The organism is Burkholderia sp. Ac-20384 (assembly GCF_017104605.1).
Classification (GTDB): Bacteria; Pseudomonadota; Gammaproteobacteria; order Burkholderiales; family Burkholderiaceae; genus Burkholderia; species Burkholderia lata.
This window is the reverse complement of the sequence record NZ_JAAGPE010000090.1, coordinates 1-17,662: the sequence shown is the minus strand read 5'-3', so window position 1 is coordinate 17,662 and position 17,662 is coordinate 1. Positions and strand designations below refer to the sequence as shown.

Below are 17,662 nucleotides of genomic sequence, written 5' to 3'. Positions count from 1 at the left end.
TAAGCCCCACACTGTATCAAACCGGCCGCTGGCGTGCGGCCGGTGGCCTGGGAGCCGTCTGGCCCTAGACCGTGCGCGAATAGCGCTGCTGCTGCGTCTGGCCGAGATACGCGTCGAACGCCATCGCGATGTTGCGCACGACCATCCGGCCGGCCGGATGGATCGTCAGGCGGTCGGCCGCGATCGTCAGCAGCCCGTCGCGCTCGAACGGGCGCAGCGCGTCGAGTTCGCGCGCGAAATGATCGGCGAAGCGGATGCCGTGCGCGGCCTCGACATGCGAGAACGGCAGGTCGAGGTTGCACATCAGTTGCGTGATCACGTCGCGGCGCAGCCGGTCGTCGGGCGTGAGCCGCACGCCGCGCGCGATCGGCAGCCGGCCCGCATCGAGCGCGGCGCCGTACGCGGGCAGGTCTTTCGCGTTCTGCGCGTAGACGTCGCCGACCTTGCCGATCGACGACACGCCGAACCCGACGAGATCGGTATCCGCCCGCGTGCTGTAGCCCTGGAAATTGCGCTGCAGCGTGCCGTTCTTCTGCGCGCGCACGAGTTCGTCGGACGGCCGCGCGAAGTGGTCCATCCCGATGTACACGTAGCCGGCCGACGTCAGCATGTCGATCGCGAGGCCGAGCAGCGCGATGCGCGCCTCCGGCGGCGGCAGCGTCGCGTCGTCGATCTGACGCTGCATCTTGAACAGGTGCGGCATGTGCGCGTAGCCGAACACCGACAGCCGGTCGGGCGCGAGTTCGATGATCGTTTCGAGCGTGCGCGCGAATACGGACACGGTCTGGTGCGGCAGCCCGTAGATCAGGTCGACGCTGACCGAATGAAAGCCCGTCGTGCGCGCGGCGGAGAGCAGGTCGGCCGTCATCGCGAGCGGCTGGATGCGGTTGATCGCCTGCTGCACGACCGGATCGAAATCCTGCACGCCGAGGCTCAGCCGGTTGAAGCCGATGGTGCGCAGGTGGACGAGCGTCGCGGGCGTGACCGTGCGCGGGTCGATCTCGATCGAGAACTCGGCGTCGGCATCCGGCGCGAGCGCGAAGTGCTCGCGCGTGGCCGCCATCAGCTCGGCCGTTTCGTCGTCGGACAGGAAGGTAGGCGTGCCGCCGCCCCAGTGCAGTTGCGTGACCGGGCGCGCGGGATCGAACAGCGCGGCCTGCAGCGCCATCTCGCGCTTGAGCTGGTCGAGATACGGGCGCGCGCGGCGGTGGTTGTTGGTCGCGATCTTGTTGCAGCCGCAGTAGAAGCACGCGGTGTTGCAGAACGGGATGTGGACGTACAGCGACAGCTCGCTCGACGATGCGCCGGGGTCGCTCGCCGCGCGCACATAGTCGGCCGGGTCGAAATCGTCGCGGAACTGCAGTGCGGTGGGGTACGACGTATAGCGCGGCCCGTTCGCGCCGTACTTGGCTAGCAAATCGGGACGGAACAGTGTGTCGGCAGAACCGGAACGCATGACAACCTCGCGCTTTTTAGATGCTTTCGAGTATATAAACGCGCGATTCGGCTGCATTGTGTAATAACGTCGCAGCAGGCGATGGCACAATGCGGGGTGGGGCTGCCGGCACCGCGTCCGGTTGCCGCACCGTTTTTTGTTGTTCGTTCGAGAGAGCCGAGTGTCCGTCGAATTGCCTGTCCGCCCGGCGTCAGCCGATGTCCCGCAGCCGCATGCGTGCCGCGAGGGCTGCGGCGCGTGCTGCATCGCGCCATCGATTTCCAGCCCGATTCCGGGCATGCCCGATGGCAAGCCGGCCGGCGTGCGCTGCGTGCAGCTCGGCGACGACCTCCGCTGCCGGATCTTCGGCCGCCCCGAGCGGCCCGCGTGCTGTTCCGGGTTGCAGCCGGCCGCGGACATGTGCGGCGCGTCGCGCGACGACGCGCTCGCGTGGCTCACGCGTCTCGAGGCCGCGACGCGGCCGTCGCAACCAGGAGAGTGTTCAGCATGACCGCACCTTGCGCGCCCGGCCGGCGCCGTTTTCTCGCCGCAACCGTCGGCGCCATCGGCGTGACGCTCTCGCTTGCCGCGTGCGCGTCGACGTTCCCGTTCATCCCCGATCACTACACGTTCTCGCGCGGTGACGTGCAGAAAGCCGTCGCGCGCAAGTTCCCGTACCAGAAGACGGTCGCGCAGGTCGTCGACGTGTCGCTCGCGAACCCGGCCGTCAACCTGCTGCCCGACCAGAATCGCGTCGCCGTGCAGCTCGACGCGCATTTCGTGAGCCCGTTCCTGCGTGCGCCCGTCAGCGGCAAGTTCACCGTGTCGGGCCAGCTGGCTTACGACGCGCCGAGCCGCTCGGTCGTGCTGAAGTCGCCGGCCGTCGACAGCCTCGCGCTCGACGGCGACGCGCAGATGTACGCGCAACAGGTTGGCGCGGCCGCCGGCCTGCTCGCGACGCAGTTGCTGACCAACTATCCGATCTACACGTTCAAGCCCGAACAACTGCAATTTGCCGGGGTGAACTACGAACCCGGTACAATTACGATTCTTACAAACGGCATACGCGTGGCGATCGTCGAAAAGTGACGACGAACCGCGCTCGGCCGGAGGGGGGCCGCGCGTGGAAGAGTGGCCCATTCATTCGACCATTTCGGAGTTGGGCCACGGATGGACTGGATCCTGATCTGCAAGGCTTTGATCCTCGGCGTCGTCGAGGGGCTGACGGAATTCCTGCCGGTATCGAGTACCGGTCACCTGATCGTCGCGGGCAGCTTCCTGAATTTCAACGATTCACACGCGAAGACGTTCGACGTCGTGATCCAGTTCGGTGCGATCCTCGCGGTCTGCTGGGAATACCGGCAACGGATCGCGTCCATCGTGTCCGGGCTGCCGAGCCGGCCCGATGCGCGGCGCTTCACGCTGAACGTCGTGATCGCGACGATTCCCGCGATCGCACTCGGCCTCCTGTTCGAGAAGAAGATCAAGGCCGTGCTGTTCTCGCCGGTACCCGTTGCGTTCGCGCTCGTCGTGGGCGGCGCGATCATCCTGTGGGCCGAGGCGCGGCAGCGCGAGCGCCGCGAGCCGCCGCGCGTGATGTCGGTCGATGAACTGACGCCGCTCGACGCGCTCAAGGTCGGTATCGCGCAGTGCTTCGCGCTGATTCCCGGCATGTCGCGCTCGGGTTCGACGATCATCGGCGGGATGCTGTTCGGCCTCGACCGGCGCGTCGCCACCGAATTCTCGTTTTTCCTCGCGATCCCGATCATCTTCGGCGCGACGCTCTATGAAACCGTGAAGGACTGGCAGGCGTTCACCGTCGATTCGCTCGGCCTGTTCGTGCTGGGCGCCGTCGCGGCATTCGTCAGCGCGTTCGTGTGCGTGCGCTGGCTGCTGCGCTATGTCGCGTCGCACGATTTCACGGTGTTCGCGTGGTACCGGATCGCATTCGGGCTGTTCGTGCTGCTGGTCGGGTACAGCGGCTGGCTGAACTGGGCGTGACGCGAACCCGAAGGCGGGCGCGCCTCGCATGAAAAAAGCCCGATCGGCTTAGGCCGGTCGGGCTTTTTCTTGTCCGGAGCGGAGCGACGTGCGCTGCCGCAGCGGGAGAACTCAGCCTGCGCGCTTGCGGAACACCAGGTCCCACACGCCGTGGCCGAGCCGCAGCCCGCGCCGTTCGAACTTCGTCACCGGCCGGTAGTCGGGGCGCGGTGCGTAGTCGGCGGCCGTGTTTTCGAGCGTCGGCTCCGCGCCGAGCACTTCGAGCATCTGCTCCGCATAGTTCTGCCAGTCGGTCGCGCAGTGAATGTACGCGCCGGGCTTCAGGCGCGATGCGAGATGCGCGACGAGCGGCGGCTGGATCAGCCGGCGCTTGTGGTGGCGCGCCTTGTGCCACGGATCGGGGAAGAAGATGTGCACGCCGTCGAGGCTTTCGGGCGCGAGCATGTGCTCGAGCACCTCGACCGCGTCGTGCTGGATGATGCGGATGTTCGACAGATCCTGCTCGCCGATCAGCTTCAGCAGCGCGCCGACGCCCGGTTCGTGCACTTCGACGCCGAGGAAGTCGTCACCAGGGCGGTTCGCGGCGATTTCCGCGGTCGATGCGCCCATCCCGAAGCCGATCTCGAGGATGCGCGGTGCACTGCGGCCGAACACCGCGTTCCAGTCGGGCAGCTCCGGCGCATACGGCACCACGAAGCGCGGGCCGAGTTCGTCCATCGCGCGGCGCTGGCCGGTCGACACACGGCCGGCGCGCGTCACGAAGCTGCGGATGCGGCGGTGGTGCAGCGGATTGACTGCGTCGGCGCCTTCGGCGGCTTCGTCGGGAATGGCGTCGTCGTGCGGCGGCAGGCCGGCTTCGTTCGGATCGTCGTGCATCATCGGTGACAGAGAAAGGCTCGGTTGCGGGCGAGGGCCCGTTGCGCGCAGCAGTGGGCCGGGGGAACCGGCACATGGTACAAAAAAGCCGCCTTCGACGAGGCGGCTCATGCGCAGGCTGCGATGCAGCCGGAAAGTGGAGCGGGCGATGGGAATCGAACCCACGTCATCAGCTTGGGAAGCTGAGGTAATGGCCATTATACGACGCCCGCAGAACGCGCAATTCTACAGGGGTTCGGGTGGGGATGGCAAGCGTGGGGTTTTGGGCGGTCGTAGCGAGACTGGCATCGCTCGATGCTGGAGCGGTGGCGTCGCCGGCGGTGTCGGGCGAGCCCGCTGCCTTTCACGGGATCTACCGTCCAGGCGCAAGGCACATCCGTTCTGCGCGCTGTCGTATCGGGGCCGAATTTCAACGGCCCGACGGATGTGTCGAATACGCTTCTCGAGCGATTCGTCTGTGAGCGCCAGGTTCGACATGTTGCCGGCCCTGGCGGGCGACATTCTCACGACTTGCCGGCTCCGCTACAATTCCGCCGACATAACCGGGGAGCCGTCCTCGTGAGAGTGCAAGCCACCCGTAGGCTTGCAACAAATAAGAAGATGGATAACGCATGAACATGACTGAATTAGCTCAGGCTATTCGTGGTGGCCTGATCCAACAAGATCGATTGCTCAAGACAGACATACCGTCGTTGCCGGACAATGCGCTCATCCCGCGCCCATGATGCTGAATACCCTGACCATGACTCCTGAGCAGGAGCTGGACGCGCGCGCCAAAGCGTTTTATCTGCTCAAGAAATGGACAAGCGTTACGTTCCTGGATCATGCAGTTGATCTGTTCAGGGATTTTCTTCACGCGTACGCCAGGCAATTGGACACGCCGAGCCCCAATCAGGCTGAATTGGAGGCAGCGTATGTCAGCGATTTCCTGAATGCGTTGGTGAGGATGGATCAGGGGATCGAGACATTGCGACAAGGCGCCGACAAGCGATCGGCATACGTTGCGCTCATCTCCGGTAGCGAGAAGGGGGGCGAGCTTTTGTTCGGGCGGAGTGCGCACGAGGTCGGTCGAACATACGACCCGTTTTTCCACGCGCTTGGCGTGAGGGATACGGATTATTCGGATTCCGAATATGCAACGGGGTATGCGGAAGGGGCGTGGATTGAAGAGTTGAGCTGTCTGGCGCTCAAGTGCACTGTCGGGCTCAATTTTTCCGAATACCTGACCTATGGCAAGCGTGCCGACGGCGGCACTCGGGTGTTCAAGCATTGGACGTATGAATCGTTGTTCCAGGATCCGTTTTTTCCTGCGTGGCGATATTGGCCGCCCGGTCGCAGCTATCCCGCATCGCTCCCGCCCTGTCCACCCAGGAATGAATCCGCAAGCGGCGAGATTTACAGCGATCAGGAGATTCCAGTCGAGGGTATCTGGGAGCCGTGGTTTCCGGCCGGCAAGGTGGGCTGTCCGAGCTACTTCCTCAAAGGCAGTGTTGCCCACCAATACCTGCTGGAAGGGACCAACGACAAACATGTGGTGCGCTGGCGGCTGCTGTGGGAAGACAAGCGTTACCGGGACGGCAGCATTCCGGCGGAGGAGGAAACTTACTTCCCCAAGCCCGTCGCACAACCGAGGCTACGGGTGCTGCCCGGCGAGCCTTGCCCGCGCCCGGTTACTGGCAAAGCCCGGCCGTGAAGGATTCGGTTCATGTCGAGGCCGGCGCGCCTATGCCGGGGCCGGAGCGCACAGCGTGGGGCATGGTCATTTGGCATTATGCCGATCCTCAACCGGACAATTGAATGGCGGCTAAGCCACGAGGGTAGGGAAGACTAGCCACCGAGCAGATTCGCGATCTGGCATCTGGCGGTGGCTGTTCGCGAAGACTTCGGATCCAGCCTCTTGCGAGCAGCGTTTATCGACTGCATCCTGGTACTTCTCGAAGACATTCCGGAATGTTGAATATTCTGACCGTGACGCCCGAGCGGGAACAGGATGCGCGAGCAAAGGCGTTTTATCTGCTCAAGAAGTGGACGAGTTTCACGTTCCTCGAATATGCCGTCGGACTATATCGGGACTTTCTCGGCGCGTATGCGAGACAACTGGACACACCGAGCCCGAATCAGGCGGAGCTTGAAGAAGCCTACGCACATGATTTCCTGGGGGCGCTGGCGCAAATGGATCTGGGCATCGATGCATTGCGCCGAGGTCACGACAAACGAGCAGCATACGACGCGCTGATTGCAGGAAGCCAGCAGGTTGGCGACCTGTTGTTTGGGCGGAGTGCGCTTGAAATCGGTCGCAAATACGATCCGTTTTTTCATTCATTGGGACTGAAGGACACCACCTTTGCGGACCCGGTGTATGCCACCGGATTCGCGGAGGGCGTGTGGATCGAGAGACTGATTTGCTACGCGCTCAAGTGCACGGTCGGGTTCGGTTTTACCGGGATGCTTGCATACGGAACGCGTGCGGATGGAGGCACCCGCGTTTTCGAGCACTGGACCTATGAATCCATGTTCGAAGATGCGCCCCTTCCGGCCTGGCGGCATTGGCCACCCGGTCGCAGCTATCCCGCATCGATTCCTTCCTGTCCGCCGAAGAACGAATCCGCAATCGGCGAGGTTTACAGCGATCAGGAGATTCCAGTCGAGGGTATCTGGGAGCCGTGGTTTCCGGCCGGCAAGGTGGGCTGTCCGAACTACTTCCTCAAGGGCAGTATTGCCCACCAATACCTGCTGGAAGGGTCCAACGACGAACAGGTGGTGCGCTGGCGGCTGCTGTGGGAAGACAAGCGTTACCGGGACGGCAGCATTCCGGCGGAGGAGGAAACTTACTTCCCCAAGCCCGTCGCGTAAGCGAGGCTACGGGTGCTGCCCGGCGAGCCTTGTCCGCGCGCCAGTTACCGGCAAAGCCCGGCGGTGAAAGATTCGGTTCATGCCGGGGCCGCAGCGCACAGCGTGGGGCATGGACATTTGGCATTGTGCCGATCCTCAACCGGACAATTGAATAACCGCCGAGGCGGAGTGCCCTCACGCGGGCCGGTGTCGAAAATAGACGAGTCAGCGTCGGAAGCATACAAGTCCCCACCACGCTTTCGAACTAACGTGACAGGCCTCTTACCCGATCGTTAGTCTGGAGCCGACATGTCCGATTTCATCACCGTTCTGCGTAAAACCTGCCCGCCCCCCGTCCTCGATGCGACCAAGTGGAAGCGCATCGGCGGCGATCCGCACACCGTGAACCTGAACGCCTACGTCTCGAAGGACGGCAGCAAGATCATGGGTACCTGGATCTGCACGCCGGGCAAGTTCGAGGTGAACTACGAGAAATGGGAGTACTGCCACTTCCTCGACGGCTACTGCATCATCACGCCGGAAGGCGAGGAAGCGGTGCACCTGAAAGCCGGCGACGTGTTCGTGATCGAACCCGGCATGAAAGGGACGTGGGAAGTGGTGGAAACGGTGCGCAAGTACTTCGTGTTCGCCTGAGCGCGCCGGTCAATTCGAGCCACGCATACTGTCGCCGCTCGATACTCTCCCGGTTCACGGAGCCGGGAGGGGCGGCGGGAGATTCCGACTCGATAAAGTTCGCTCCGGTCCGGATGCCGGACCATGAGGCCGAGTTCGTGTGCAGCAGTAAAGCGGCACTTCCTACTTAGGTTGCCGGGGGCGCCTCACCGATAAGCGGACATTGCTCGATGGGCGGTTCCGGCCGCGCCACGTTACCCCCGCTCCTTCACTCGCTTCCGATGCGCGGCCGCTTTCGCGCGATTGCCGCAAATCGCCATGCTGCACCACCGGCGCGCGTGCCCGCGCGTGTGATCCGCGAACATCAGCGTGCACCGCGGGCCTTCGCATGCCTTCACATACGTGAAGTCCTCGTCGCAAACGAGCTTCGTGAGCGCTTGCGCGATCGGCATCAGAAGCGACTCCGGCGATCGCCAGCGCCGTCTTTCCCGAAGTGCAAAACCGTTCGCGTCGTTCGCGACGAGTTCTTCATATCGTTCGTCCCGCTCCAGCAGCCGATTCAGCCGCTCGAGTTCGCTTAGGTCCGCTGCAGCCAGCGGCCGTCCTTTCCGTGCGCGGACGAATGCCCTGAACCATTCGCGTAGTGCGCGTGCCTGCGCCGCGACCGCGTCGAACTCGGCCGGCGTCGAACGCGACCGCAGTGCCGCGAGTGCGTCCGCCGGCACCATGCCGGCCTGTTCCAGCCACGCCAGCAAGCCTTCGCCGTCGCGGATCCAGTCAACCTCCTGATCCACCGGCGTTGCGACGGAGTTCAGGAAGTCGAGGCCAGGCGCGTCGGCGACGAAGATCGCGGGAATCGGCAGGTAGTCCATGACGGGGGAGGCAGGCGAAGGTGATGACGTATCGTAACCACTAAAAACCACCTTGACAAGTTACTAACGTTGTGAGTAACCTGATTATGAATATCAAGACGGTTACTTTGGTGCGTCATTCAGCTTTCTCAAAGGAGCGGGAGATGTCATACGGCAACGTGAGTGCAGTGCTCGTGCACGGCGCATGGGCGGACGGGTCGAGCTGGGGCGCGGTCATCGAGCGTCTCCAGCGGCAGGGGATCAACGCAATCGCGGCGCCGTTGCCGCTGACTTCGCTGGGCGATGACATCGCCGCGCTCGACCGGGTGCTCGAACGGATCGACGGCCCTGTCGTGCTGGCCGGTCACGCATATGCCGGTGCGGTGATCGGGGCGACGCGGGCGGCCAATGTCGCGGGGCTGGTCTATGTCGCGGCACTCGCGCCGGACGAAGGTGAAACGGTCGGCGACGTATTCCATCGCGGCGAACCGCATTCACAAGCGCCGCAGCTCGCGCCGGATCGGCACGGCTTCATCTGGCTGCCGACGGACGCGTTTCCGCGGGCTTTCGCGCAGCACGCAACGCCGCAGCAACTGGCGGTGCTCGCGGCGGTGCAGCGACCGATTGCGGCGGCGTGCATCGGCGAGGCGGTCGGGCGTCCGCTGTGGCGCGACCGTCCGAGCTGGTTCCTGATCGCCGAGCAGGACCGGATGATCGATCCGGCCACGCAGCGATTCACCGCAGAGCGCATGAAGGCACGCGTGAATTCGCACGCGGTCGACCACACGCCGATCGTGACGGCGCCCGACATCGTGACCCACGTGATCGTCGACGCGCTGCGGACGGTTGCTGCCCGCTGACGTCCGTTCACTTTCCCCGAGCACTGTTCCTCAAGGAGACAGACCATGGCTGCCATCACCTACCGTCGCGCCGACGTTGACGGTTTCAACGTGTTCTACCGCGAGGCCGCGCTGCCCGGCGCGCCGAAGCTGTTGCTGCTGCACGGCTTTCCGAGCGCGAGCCACATGTTCCGCGACCTGATCCCGGCGCTGGCCGACCGCTTCCACATCGTCGCGCCGGATCTGCCCGGCTTCGGGCAGTCGGACATGCCTGCCAGAGACGCCTTTACGTACACGTTCGACAACATCGCGAACGTGATCGAGCGCTTCACGGAAGTGATCGGCTTCGATCGCTTCGCGGTCTACGTGTTCGACTACGGCGCACCGACCGGCTTCCGGCTCGCGCTGCGGCATCCAGAGCGGATCACCGCGATCGTGTCGCAGAACGGCAATGCGTACGAAGAAGGCCTGAGCGACGGCTGGAATCCGATCCGCACGTACTGGCACGATCCGTCGGCCGCGAACCGGGATGCGCTTCGCGCGCTGCTCGCACGTGACACGACGATCTGGCAGTACACGCACGGCACGCCCGATCCGGCCGCGGTGTCGCCCGACGGCTACTCGCTCGACGACTACTACCTGGGCCGGCCCGGTGCGCACGAGGTCCAGCTCGACCTGTTCCGCGACTACCGAAGCAACGTCGCGCTGTACCCGGCGTTCCAGGAATACTTCCGCACGCACCGGCCGCCGTTCCTCGCCGTGTGGGGGCAGAACGATCCGTTCTTTCTGCCGGCCGGCGCGCTGGCGTTCCGGCGCGACCTCCCGGACGCCGACGTGCGGTTTTTCGACACCGGCCACTTCGCGCTGGAAACGCATGCGGCGGAGATCGCCGCGGCGATGTCGGCATTCCTCGTTCGCTGATCCGTTCCGACTCAGGAGAAACATCATGTCCGACAGAGTGGCCATCGTGACCGGCGCGAGCCAGGGGATCGGCCGTTCGACCGCGATCCGGCTCGCACGGGATTTCGACGCGATCACGCTCGTCGCGCGCAACCGCGCGAATCTCGAGCAGACTGCGATCGACGTGAAAGCGGCCGGTGCCGCGTGTCTCGTGATCGACGTCGATCTTGCCGCGCCGGAGGCCGCGCAGCGCGTGGTCGACGACACGCTTGCCGCGTTTGGCCGGATCGACGCGCTGTTGAACATCGCGGGCGCGGTCCCGCAGATCGACGTGTTCGAGATGTCCGACGCGCAGTGGGAGCAGGGCCTGGCGCTGAAGTTGCACGGCGCGCGGCGGCTGACGATTGCCGCGTGGCCGTCGCTGAAGGCCAGCGCGGGCTCGGTCGTGCTGATGTCCGGCAACTCGGCGCTGTTTCCGAAGGCGCCGTATGCGGCGGTCGGCACGATCAACGCGGCGATCGTCGCGCTCGCGAAGGCATTCTCGGATCGCGGCATCGCCGATGGCGTACAGGTCAACAGCGTGCTGCCGGGGCCGGTGATGACGGGCCGCCGGCGTTCGTACCTCGAGCATTGGGCGCCGCTGCACGGCATGAGCGTCGACGAGGCGACGGCCCGGTTTCCGGTCGAAGCGGGCATCGCACGCTACGGCACGCCGGAGGAGATCGCGGAACTGATCGCGTTCGTCGTGTCGCCGGCCGCGCACTGGATGACGGGTTCGGCGCTGCGGATGGACGGCGGGGAAGTGAAGTCGGTCTGATGTCGAGGTTCGCCGCTGGCGAACCTCGATGCGTTTGCGCTTCAGAACGTGACCGCCGCCTGCAGGCTGTTGATCGCCGCTGCATTCACGCGAACCTGGAAGTTCTCCGTGTAGTTCGTCGTATAGCCGGAGCTCGTGCCCGGTGCCGCGACCGGATACGGGTTGCCGCCGATGACGGTGCCGTCCTTGATCAGGTTGCCCGTGTACACGTTTCCGTTGATCTCGTAGTACGTGTGATACATCGGCGTCGTGCGGTTCGGTCGCAGCGCGTTCGCGACATAGGTCGTGACGCCGCTCACCTGCGTCATCGCACCGTTGCTCAGCGTGTAGGTCGTCTGGTCGCTGCTCGACTGGATGCCGCCGGCGGCCATCAGTGCCGCGATCGTCGTGCCGGTCGCAATCGGGTCGGGCGACGTGCCGGTCGTCAGCGTCTTGTTGTCCGCCACCTGGTAAACGTCACCGATTTCCGTTTCGGTGTACTTAATGTAAGCGGCGCCGGAAGACCATGTCGCGGTGCTGGTCAGCAGCTTCGGGTTGTAGTAGAGCGAGTTGAACCACTGCGCGAAATCGGTCGGTGCGCCGACAACCGTGCCCGTCAGCGGCACGACCGAGAAATTCGTGCGCAGCGTGCTCTGGACCGTCGTGGCGCCGTCCGCCGCGAGCGTGTCCGCACGAACGCCGCTGCCTTGATAGCTGATGTTCGTGATGAACTGCGGGCCGGAGTCGACGACGATCTTGCCCGCGACGAGGTAGCGGGTCGGTGCGGTCGACGCGGTCGTGATCGACAGCGTGCTGGCGATCGACGTCGGCGCGGACGTCGTGGTCTTCTGGGTGCCGGTGGACGGAGAGGCGGCGAGCGACGACGAGCCTGCGATGAAGTAGTTCGTCCCGGTGGCCGGTACGCCCGATGCCGGCAGGTCGATGGATGTGCGGTACGACAGGTTCGGTGCCAGCGCGAAGCTCTGGTACGTTGTCTGGTCCGCGCTCAGCGACGCTGCCGGCGTCGACGAGGACGGCGAACCCGTCGATCCGCCGGATGGCCCGGACGAGTCATCGCCGCCGCAGGCGGCGAGCAGGAGCGAGAGGCCGTACGCGCAGGCGGCGGCATAGCCGAGATGCTGTTTCATGGTGTTACCCCGTGCATTCGTATTGTGGGAATCGACGGCCGTACCGCCGGATGCGAAGCGCGAGCAAAATATATCCAGCGTCGCAAACGCGGTCCATTCCACAAACGGGGGGTACGAGGTTGCAAGCTCAACGAAGTTTCATCGAGCTTGCGGCGAACGGCCCACTGACTTGTAATGAGCGGGCGAGCGCGCCGGTGCATGTCGCGCGGGCGTTCAGTCGAATGCGTTCAGGGGCAGGTTCAGCATCAGGCGCATCAGTTCGGACTGGCGATTGGTGGCTGTTTTCCGGTAGATCGCCTGAAGCTGCTTGCGCACGGTGTCGTGCTGGATGCCGGCGCGCGAAGCGATTTCCTTGGTCGACAGCCCTTCGCCGAGCAGACGGCACGCGCGCACTTCTGCCGGCGTGAGATTGAATGCCGCGCCGAGCAGGTCCGAATCGACGGGCGGGGCGGAGTCGGGGTGGTAGAACAGCAGCATGACGAGCGGCCGCAGTCCGAAGGCGCCGCTTACCCGCGGCGGAACCAGCAGTGTGAAGAACGCGTACAGCGTCTCGGCGGCGAGGCCAGGCGCTGCCGGTGCGGCGATCGGCAGCGAACGGTATTCGGACACTTCGTCGGCCGGCGTGTCGCCGCCGCGTGCCAGGCCTTCAAGCCGCTCGCACTCCGCGCGGAAGGTGTCGCGGTAACCGGCCGGCAGCATCAGCTTTCCGTCCGCGAGGCTGACGAGCGACGTCGATGCGAGCAGGCGCGTTGCCGCTTCGTTCGCGAGTACGATGCTGCCATCGGTCGTCAGCAGCATGACGGGTTGCCGAAGCTTGTTGACCAGCGCATGCCCGACCAGCGCCTTGGTCGAAAACGTGTAGTTCTGCAGCTGCATCCGCACCGCACGGATCAGATGCGGCATGAGCCGATCGAGAAAACCGACCTCTTGCGGCCCGAGCGGCTGCTCCCCGACGGCGCGCAGCGCGGAAAAAATCACGCAGACGTTCTCGTCGTCGACCAGCTTGCAACCCGACACATAGCGCCGGCCGACCGGGATCAGGAATTCCTGGTAGAACGGATCGCGGGCGACGAAGTCGTCGTCGAACAGCTCGTGGCAATGGATCCACTCTCCCGGGGCACGCTGCCGCATGAGCGCCATGCGCGGATCGATGCTGCCGTATTTCTGGATGTAGGCCAGCTCGCCATCGACGGGCAGGTTGAAGCCGTCGCTGTAGGACAGCGAACCGTGCTTCTTGTCGATGGCCAGCATGTGGATGGCGCTTGCATCGATGGCCTCGCCCAGCGAAGTGAAGAATCCGGACCAGCCGGACGGCTCCGCGACGGCGTCATAAAGCAGATGAATGATGTCTTCGTAGCGCTGGCTCGACAGATCCATCGTGATCCCCTTGTGTTTCTCTTTATTCGATTTGCCGGGCAGGGCGGTTCCGCGTATGCCTCCTGGCGGGGAGGCAACGGGCACGATGCTGATCCGGTTGCGATCGACCACTCTACACTTCGACGATTTCCATTGGCTTACCGTCAGGCGTGCGATCGACTGAAGCCCGGTGCGGCGTCGGCAGTGTCGACGATCGCGATCACGGCCTTTCGTGGCCGGCACGGGGCACGCCATTTCGCCACCCGGTGTTAATCTTGCCGACATCCCCGCAGCCGCCCCCGACCCCAAAGGCCTCCCATGGAAAGCTGGACGATCGGCATCCTGCTCGGCATGACCACGATCCTCATGCACACCGCGGCGATGGTCGGGCTGGCGGTCGTTGCGCGCCGCCTTCGCGAAGCGCTCGACGTGCGTCGCGACGACATCCACGAACAACTGCGCAAGGTGACGGGCATCATCGCGCTGATCTGCATCGCGCTCGGGCTGCTGCATACGCTGGAAGCGATCGTGTGGGGCGCGACCTTCGTGCAGGTCGGTGCGATCGGCTCGTTCAGCGATGCACTGTTCTTCTCGATCGACACGATGTCGACGCGCGGCGCGTCGGGCATCGTCCCGGCCGCGAACTGGCGAATGCTCGGTGCGATCGAATCGTCGTGCGGCGTGCTGCTGTTCGGGATGTCGACCGCGTTCATCTTCGCGGTGATCCAGGCGGACTTCTCCGCGATCACGCAGCGGCTGCAGCACGATCGTCCGCCACGGTAGCGCACGCCTGCAGCGTGCGGCGACAGCGCCTATGATGCAGCGGTCCATCCACCGTTCCGGCCGCATCGCATCCCTCGTTCGCCTGCACCTCGGCCGCCACCTCCGGAACCCCGACCATGCGCATCACCGCGATTCACGAACAAGCGATTCCCGTGTCCCGTTATGCCGATCCGGCGATCCCGTCCGGCGGCCTGACGACGAGTGTCGTCGCGGTCGTCACCGACGTCGTACGCGACGGCCGCCCGGTGACGGGCTACGGCTACGCGTCGATCGGCCGTTTCGCGCAGGGCGGCCTGATTCGCGAACGGTTCGCGCCGCGCCTGCTGGCCGCCGCCGACACGCTCGCCGACGAAGCCGGCACGAACCTCGACCCGTTCCGCGCATGGCGCGCGATGATGGCCGGCGAAAAGCCGGGCGGGCACGGAGAACGATGCGTCGCAGTCGGCACGCTCGACATGGCGATCTGGGATGCCGCCGCGAAAATCGCCGGCCTGCCGCTCCATCGCTTTCTCGCTGACCGACTTGAACGCACGGCCGCACCGCGCGTGCGCGTGTACGCGGGCGGCGGCTACCGCTATCCGCATGACGATCTCGCGCGCCTGTCGGACGAGATGCGCCGCATCGCGGATCTCGGCTACACGCACGCGAAGATCAAGATCGGCGGCGCGGATCTCGATCAGGACCGCCGGCGCATCGAAGCGGCCGCCGCACAATTGGCGGACAGTTCGCATCTCGCGGTCGACGCGATGAACTCGTACGACGCGACGACCGCCGGCGCGGCCGCCGCGATGCTCGCGCCGTTCGATCTCTGGTGGTTCGAGGACATCTGCGATCCGCTCGACCTGCCGCTGCAGGCGGACATCGCCACCCGCTACGCATCGCCGATCGCGGCCGGCGAGGCGCTGTTTTCACTCGCGGAAGCGAAGCTGCTCGACCGTTATGGCGGCCTGCGCCCCGAGCGCGACGTGCTCGTATTCGATCCGGTGCATGGCTACGGGCTGCCGGGCTATCTGCAGATCGTCGAGCACTTCGCATCGCGCGGCTGGCGGCGCGACGCGTTCTGGCCGCACGGCGGCCACCTGTTCTCGCTGCACGTCGTCGCGGCGCTCGGGCTCGGCGGTGCGGAAGTCAGCCCGTTCGCGTTTCATCCGTTCAGCGGGTTGGCCGACGGCGCAAGCATCGACGCCGGATACGCACGCGTTCCGCAAGCGCCGGGCATCGGCTTCGAACTGCATGCCGGCGCGCACGACGTGTTTCGCACGTTATCGAGCCGCTGACGCCTGAAGCGCGTCGATCGCGAAACGCACCGCGAAGCCGAGCATCATCGCCGCGACGAAGAAATCGAGCACCCGCCATGCGAGCGTACGGGCGAACCATGCGCGGCACGCACGCGCGCCAAAGGCGAGCATCAGGAACCACGCAAGCGAAGCCGTCATCGCGCCGAACGCAAACGGCGCACGTGCGGCGGGCGTGTGGCTCACGATCACGGTGCCGAGCAGCAGCACGGTGTCGATCCACGCATACGGATTGAGCAACGAGACGGCGGCAGTCGCGAGCACCGTGCGCGCACGCGTGGGTTCGCTGCCCGTGCGCGGACCGTCGACGTGCTCAGGCTGTCGCCGTCGGATCGCCGAACGTAGCGCGAGCAGGCCATAGCCGGCGAGATACGCGATGCCGGCCCACAGCGCGGCTGACACCACGCCGGGATGGCGCGATAGCAGCGACGACAACCCGTGCGCGCCAAGCGTGATCAGCAACGCGTCGCTGCCTGCGCAGACGAGGGCAATGGAAAGCAGATGGGGGCTCGAGATCGAGCGCTTGATGACGAACGCGTCCTTGGGGCCGACGGACGTGAACAGTCCGGCGCCAAGCAGCAGGCCTTCGATGAAGGCAGAGGTGTCGAGCACGAGCGGGCCGACAACCTCTTAAGCTGAACCGGTGATGGTTACGATGGGATCAACGTTAAGGGGCGTCGGGGGGCGTTGTCAATGTCTCCCCGATGCCCGCATGCCGGCAACCGGCGGCGACCAGGATCAGTGCGTCGCCGCGTCGCCGAGGTTGAGCGCGACAAGCGCACACACGGTCAGCGCGATGCCGGCGAGCTTCAGCGACGACGTCGATTCGTCGAAGCAGACGATGCCGATCACGGCCGTGGCCGCGGTGCTGGCGGCGGCCCAGCTTGCATATGCGAGCCCCATTTCGAGGCGCTTCGTCGCGAGCGCCATCAGCCAGACCGCGCATGCGTAACAGACGACGGTGAGTGCGGAGGGGAGCGGGCGGGAAAAGCCGGCCGAATATTTCAGGCCGGCGGAGCCGAGTACTTCGGCGACGATACTGACGCCTAGCAGAAACCAGGCAGACTGGAGCGGGGACACGAACGGCCTCCTTCCCCCGACGCTTATACCGAGCGGCGAGGAGAAGTGGGGGTGTCAGCGGTACCCAGGATGAACGAAGCTTAGTCCGTGCGCCTTCGCAGCACAAGGAAGGGGCAACGTACGCGGCGCCCCGGTCACGCACCGTCGGCCTGCCCGGCCGCCCACTCGGGCCGCTGCCCGAGCGTGTCGAACAGCCGGACGATCTCGGCTTTCACTTTCTGCACCGCGTTGCTGACGAGCGCCGTATCGTGCCAGCACAGCGACAGGTCGCGCGCGAACAGCCGATGCGCGACCGTCGACAGCTTGAGCTTGCGTTCCTCGATCTCGATGTGCGCGGCCGTCCACGGCAGGATCGTCACGCCGAGCTGCGCCATCACGGCCGCGAACAGCAGTCCGGTCGAGCTCGCCTCGAAGCTGATCTCGTACGACAGCCCGGCCTCGCGCATCGCCCAGTCGACGCGGTTGCGGATCGTGTTCGGCGCGCTCGGCAGTACGAGCGGCATCTGCGCGATCGCGTCGAGCGGCACGGGATCGCCCGGCACCTGGAACCCGGGCCACGTGATCAGGTACAGCGTTTCCGTCAGCAGCCGGTGGATCGCGATGCCGCGCGTGTCGACCGCATCGACGACGATCGCGAGATCGAGCCGCGTGCGTTCGAGCAACGTGTCGAGATCGGCGCTCGGCGCCTCGATCAGCTCCAGCATGATGCCCGGATAGCGGTCGCGCACCGCGCGGGCGAGCGGAATGGCCAGCACGCGCGCGGTGCTCGACGGCATCCCGACCGTCACGCGGCCCTGCGGCGTGTCGGCGTCGCGGCGCAGCAGCTCGCGCGTGCCG

19 protein-coding genes and 1 tRNA gene are annotated in these 17,662 nt (G+C 65.3%); 11 read left to right on the top strand and 9 right to left on the bottom strand.

What is annotated here, in order from left to right; translation table 11 throughout:
- Window positions 1-64: 64 nt before the first annotated feature.
- Window positions 65-1,456, bottom strand: coding sequence for an oxygen-independent coproporphyrinogen III oxidase (gene hemN, locus G3O00_RS18840; protein ID WP_206143935.1), 1,392 nt, complete (start codon window positions 1,454-1,456; stop codon window positions 65-67).
- Window positions 1,457-1,628: 172 nt separating this feature from the next.
- Between hemN and G3O00_RS18835 the strand changes: the two genes are divergently transcribed.
- The 3 genes from G3O00_RS18835 (at window position 1,629) to G3O00_RS18825 (ending at window position 3,436) form a co-directional block, all read left to right on the top strand.
- Window positions 1,629-1,946 carry a YkgJ family cysteine cluster protein gene (locus G3O00_RS18835; protein ID WP_174931173.1) on the top strand — a complete coding sequence of 106 codons (318 nt, stop codon included), beginning with the start codon at window positions 1,629-1,631 and terminating at the stop codon, window positions 1,944-1,946.
- Window positions 1,943-2,524 carry a DUF1439 domain-containing protein gene (locus G3O00_RS18830; RefSeq protein ID WP_011351198.1) on the top strand — a complete coding sequence of 194 codons (582 nt, stop codon included), beginning with the start codon at window positions 1,943-1,945 and terminating at the stop codon, window positions 2,522-2,524. Before G3O00_RS18835 ends, G3O00_RS18830 begins: the two co-directional genes overlap by 4 nt.
- A gap of 81 nt (window positions 2,525-2,605) precedes the next feature.
- The gene (locus tag G3O00_RS18825; protein WP_011351199.1) at window positions 2,606-3,436 is read left to right on the top strand and encodes an undecaprenyl-diphosphate phosphatase; all 831 of its coding nucleotides are present in this window, start codon (window positions 2,606-2,608) and stop codon (window positions 3,434-3,436) included.
- A 111-nt stretch (window positions 3,437-3,547) separates the two neighbouring features.
- Here the strand turns inward: G3O00_RS18825 and trmB are convergent, their stop codons facing one another.
- Together trmB and G3O00_RS18815 are read right to left on the bottom strand one after the other, a co-directional pair.
- On the bottom strand, window positions 3,548-4,315 hold the full coding sequence (gene trmB / locus G3O00_RS18820; RefSeq protein ID WP_039367728.1) for a tRNA (guanosine(46)-N7)-methyltransferase TrmB: 768 nt from the start codon (window positions 4,313-4,315) through the stop codon (window positions 3,548-3,550).
- A gap of 134 nt (window positions 4,316-4,449) precedes the next feature.
- Window positions 4,450-4,524 (bottom strand) — tRNA-Gly (locus G3O00_RS18815).
- A 512-nt stretch (window positions 4,525-5,036) separates the two neighbouring features.
- Here G3O00_RS18815 and G3O00_RS18810 point away from each other — a divergent pair.
- The 3 genes from G3O00_RS18810 to G3O00_RS18800 all read left to right on the top strand — a co-directional run bounded on the left by G3O00_RS18810 (window position 5,037) and on the right by G3O00_RS18800 (window position 7,798).
- Complete coding sequence (locus G3O00_RS18810) at window positions 5,037-6,005, top strand: Imm72 family immunity protein (protein ID WP_241025216.1); 969 nt, start codon at window positions 5,037-5,039, stop codon at window positions 6,003-6,005.
- Window positions 6,006-6,262: 257 nt separating this feature from the next.
- On the top strand, window positions 6,263-7,165 hold the full coding sequence (locus G3O00_RS18805) for an Imm72 family immunity protein (RefSeq protein WP_206143934.1): 903 nt from the start codon (window positions 6,263-6,265) through the stop codon (window positions 7,163-7,165).
- Between the two features lie 288 nt (window positions 7,166-7,453).
- Window positions 7,454-7,798, top strand: coding sequence for a cupin domain-containing protein (locus G3O00_RS18800; protein ID WP_206143933.1), 345 nt, complete (start codon window positions 7,454-7,456; stop codon window positions 7,796-7,798).
- Between the two features lie 233 nt (window positions 7,799-8,031).
- On the opposite strand, the gene G3O00_RS18795 is transcribed toward G3O00_RS18800, so the two are convergent.
- A complete protein-coding gene (locus tag G3O00_RS18795) occupies window positions 8,032-8,649 on the bottom strand; it encodes an ABATE domain-containing protein (protein ID WP_206143932.1) in 618 nt (205 codons plus the stop codon).
- A 143-nt stretch (window positions 8,650-8,792) separates the two neighbouring features.
- Here G3O00_RS18795 and G3O00_RS18790 point away from each other — a divergent pair, with 143 nt between their 5' ends.
- From G3O00_RS18790 to G3O00_RS18780, 3 genes are read left to right on the top strand one after another with little or no spacing between them, the layout of a single operon-like run.
- Window positions 8,793-9,488, top strand: a complete 696-nt coding sequence (locus G3O00_RS18790) for an alpha/beta hydrolase (protein ID WP_206143931.1) — start codon at window positions 8,793-8,795, stop codon at window positions 9,486-9,488.
- A 45-nt stretch (window positions 9,489-9,533) separates the two neighbouring features.
- Entirely contained in the window at window positions 9,534-10,388 is an 855-nt protein-coding gene (locus tag G3O00_RS18785; RefSeq protein ID WP_206143930.1) for an alpha/beta hydrolase, read from the top strand.
- 25 nt (window positions 10,389-10,413) lie between these two features.
- Complete coding sequence (locus G3O00_RS18780; RefSeq protein WP_206143929.1) at window positions 10,414-11,184, top strand: SDR family oxidoreductase; 771 nt, start codon at window positions 10,414-10,416, stop codon at window positions 11,182-11,184.
- Window positions 11,185-11,225: 41 nt separating this feature from the next.
- Here G3O00_RS18780 and G3O00_RS18775 read toward each other — a convergent pair whose 3' ends face one another.
- Both G3O00_RS18775 and G3O00_RS18770 read right to left on the bottom strand, forming a co-directional pair.
- Window positions 11,226-12,311 carry a hypothetical protein gene (locus tag G3O00_RS18775; RefSeq protein ID WP_241025215.1) on the bottom strand — a complete coding sequence of 362 codons (1,086 nt, stop codon included), beginning with the start codon at window positions 12,309-12,311 and terminating at the stop codon, window positions 11,226-11,228.
- Window positions 12,312-12,524: 213 nt separating this feature from the next.
- Window positions 12,525-13,688, bottom strand: coding sequence for a helix-turn-helix transcriptional regulator (locus G3O00_RS18770; RefSeq protein WP_206143928.1), 1,164 nt, complete (start codon window positions 13,686-13,688; stop codon window positions 12,525-12,527).
- Window positions 13,689-13,985: 297 nt separating this feature from the next.
- Between G3O00_RS18770 and G3O00_RS18765 the strand changes: the two genes are divergently transcribed.
- Both G3O00_RS18765 and G3O00_RS18760 read left to right on the top strand, forming a co-directional pair.
- On the top strand, window positions 13,986-14,450 hold the full coding sequence (locus G3O00_RS18765) for an ion channel (protein WP_206143927.1): 465 nt from the start codon (window positions 13,986-13,988) through the stop codon (window positions 14,448-14,450).
- A gap of 116 nt (window positions 14,451-14,566) precedes the next feature.
- On the top strand, window positions 14,567-15,727 hold the full coding sequence (locus tag G3O00_RS18760; RefSeq protein WP_206143926.1) for an enolase C-terminal domain-like protein: 1,161 nt from the start codon (window positions 14,567-14,569) through the stop codon (window positions 15,725-15,727).
- On the opposite strand, the gene G3O00_RS18755 is transcribed toward G3O00_RS18760, so the two are convergent.
- The 3 genes from G3O00_RS18755 to G3O00_RS18745 all read right to left on the bottom strand — a co-directional run.
- A complete protein-coding gene (locus tag G3O00_RS18755) occupies window positions 15,713-16,357 on the bottom strand; it encodes a LysE family transporter (RefSeq protein WP_174931130.1) in 645 nt (214 codons plus the stop codon). The two genes, G3O00_RS18760 and G3O00_RS18755, sit on opposite strands and share 15 nt — an antisense overlap.
- Window positions 16,358-16,483: 126 nt before the next feature.
- Entirely contained in the window at window positions 16,484-16,825 is a 342-nt protein-coding gene (locus G3O00_RS18750; RefSeq protein ID WP_206143925.1) for an SMR family transporter, read from the bottom strand.
- A 134-nt stretch (window positions 16,826-16,959) separates the two neighbouring features.
- Window positions 16,960-17,662: LysR substrate-binding domain-containing protein (locus tag G3O00_RS18745; protein ID WP_206143924.1), on the bottom strand; the 703-nt coding region annotated here is incomplete at its 5' end.

Bases quoted from the DNA above. Each gene is read 5' to 3' on its own strand.
- hemN (WP_206143935.1), bottom strand. From the start codon at position 1,456: ATGCGTTCCGGTTCTGCCGACACACTGTTCCGTCCCGATTTGCTAGCC.
- G3O00_RS18830 (WP_011351198.1), top strand. From the start codon at position 1,943: ATGACCGCACCTTGCGCGCCCGGCCGGCGCCGTTTTCTCGCCGCAACC.
- G3O00_RS18825 (WP_011351199.1), top strand. From the start codon at position 2,606: ATGGACTGGATCCTGATCTGCAAGGCTTTGATCCTCGGCGTCGTCGAG.
- trmB (WP_039367728.1), bottom strand. From the start codon at position 4,315: ATGATGCACGACGATCCGAACGAAGCCGGCCTGCCGCCGCACGACGAC.
- G3O00_RS18810 (WP_241025216.1), top strand. From the start codon at position 5,037: ATGCTGAATACCCTGACCATGACTCCTGAGCAGGAGCTGGACGCGCGC.
- G3O00_RS18805 (WP_206143934.1), top strand. From the start codon at position 6,263: ATGTTGAATATTCTGACCGTGACGCCCGAGCGGGAACAGGATGCGCGA.
- G3O00_RS18800 (WP_206143933.1), top strand. From the start codon at position 7,454: ATGTCCGATTTCATCACCGTTCTGCGTAAAACCTGCCCGCCCCCCGTC.
- G3O00_RS18795 (WP_206143932.1), bottom strand. From the start codon at position 8,649: ATGGACTACCTGCCGATTCCCGCGATCTTCGTCGCCGACGCGCCTGGC.
- G3O00_RS18790 (WP_206143931.1), top strand. From the start codon at position 8,793: ATGTCATACGGCAACGTGAGTGCAGTGCTCGTGCACGGCGCATGGGCG.
- G3O00_RS18785 (WP_206143930.1), top strand. From the start codon at position 9,534: ATGGCTGCCATCACCTACCGTCGCGCCGACGTTGACGGTTTCAACGTG.
- G3O00_RS18780 (WP_206143929.1), top strand. From the start codon at position 10,414: ATGTCCGACAGAGTGGCCATCGTGACCGGCGCGAGCCAGGGGATCGGC.
- G3O00_RS18775 (WP_241025215.1), bottom strand. From the start codon at position 12,311: ATGAAACAGCATCTCGGCTATGCCGCCGCCTGCGCGTACGGCCTCTCG.
- G3O00_RS18770 (WP_206143928.1), bottom strand. From the start codon at position 13,688: ATGGATCTGTCGAGCCAGCGCTACGAAGACATCATTCATCTGCTTTAT.
- G3O00_RS18765 (WP_206143927.1), top strand. From the start codon at position 13,986: ATGGAAAGCTGGACGATCGGCATCCTGCTCGGCATGACCACGATCCTC.
- G3O00_RS18760 (WP_206143926.1), top strand. From the start codon at position 14,567: ATGCGCATCACCGCGATTCACGAACAAGCGATTCCCGTGTCCCGTTAT.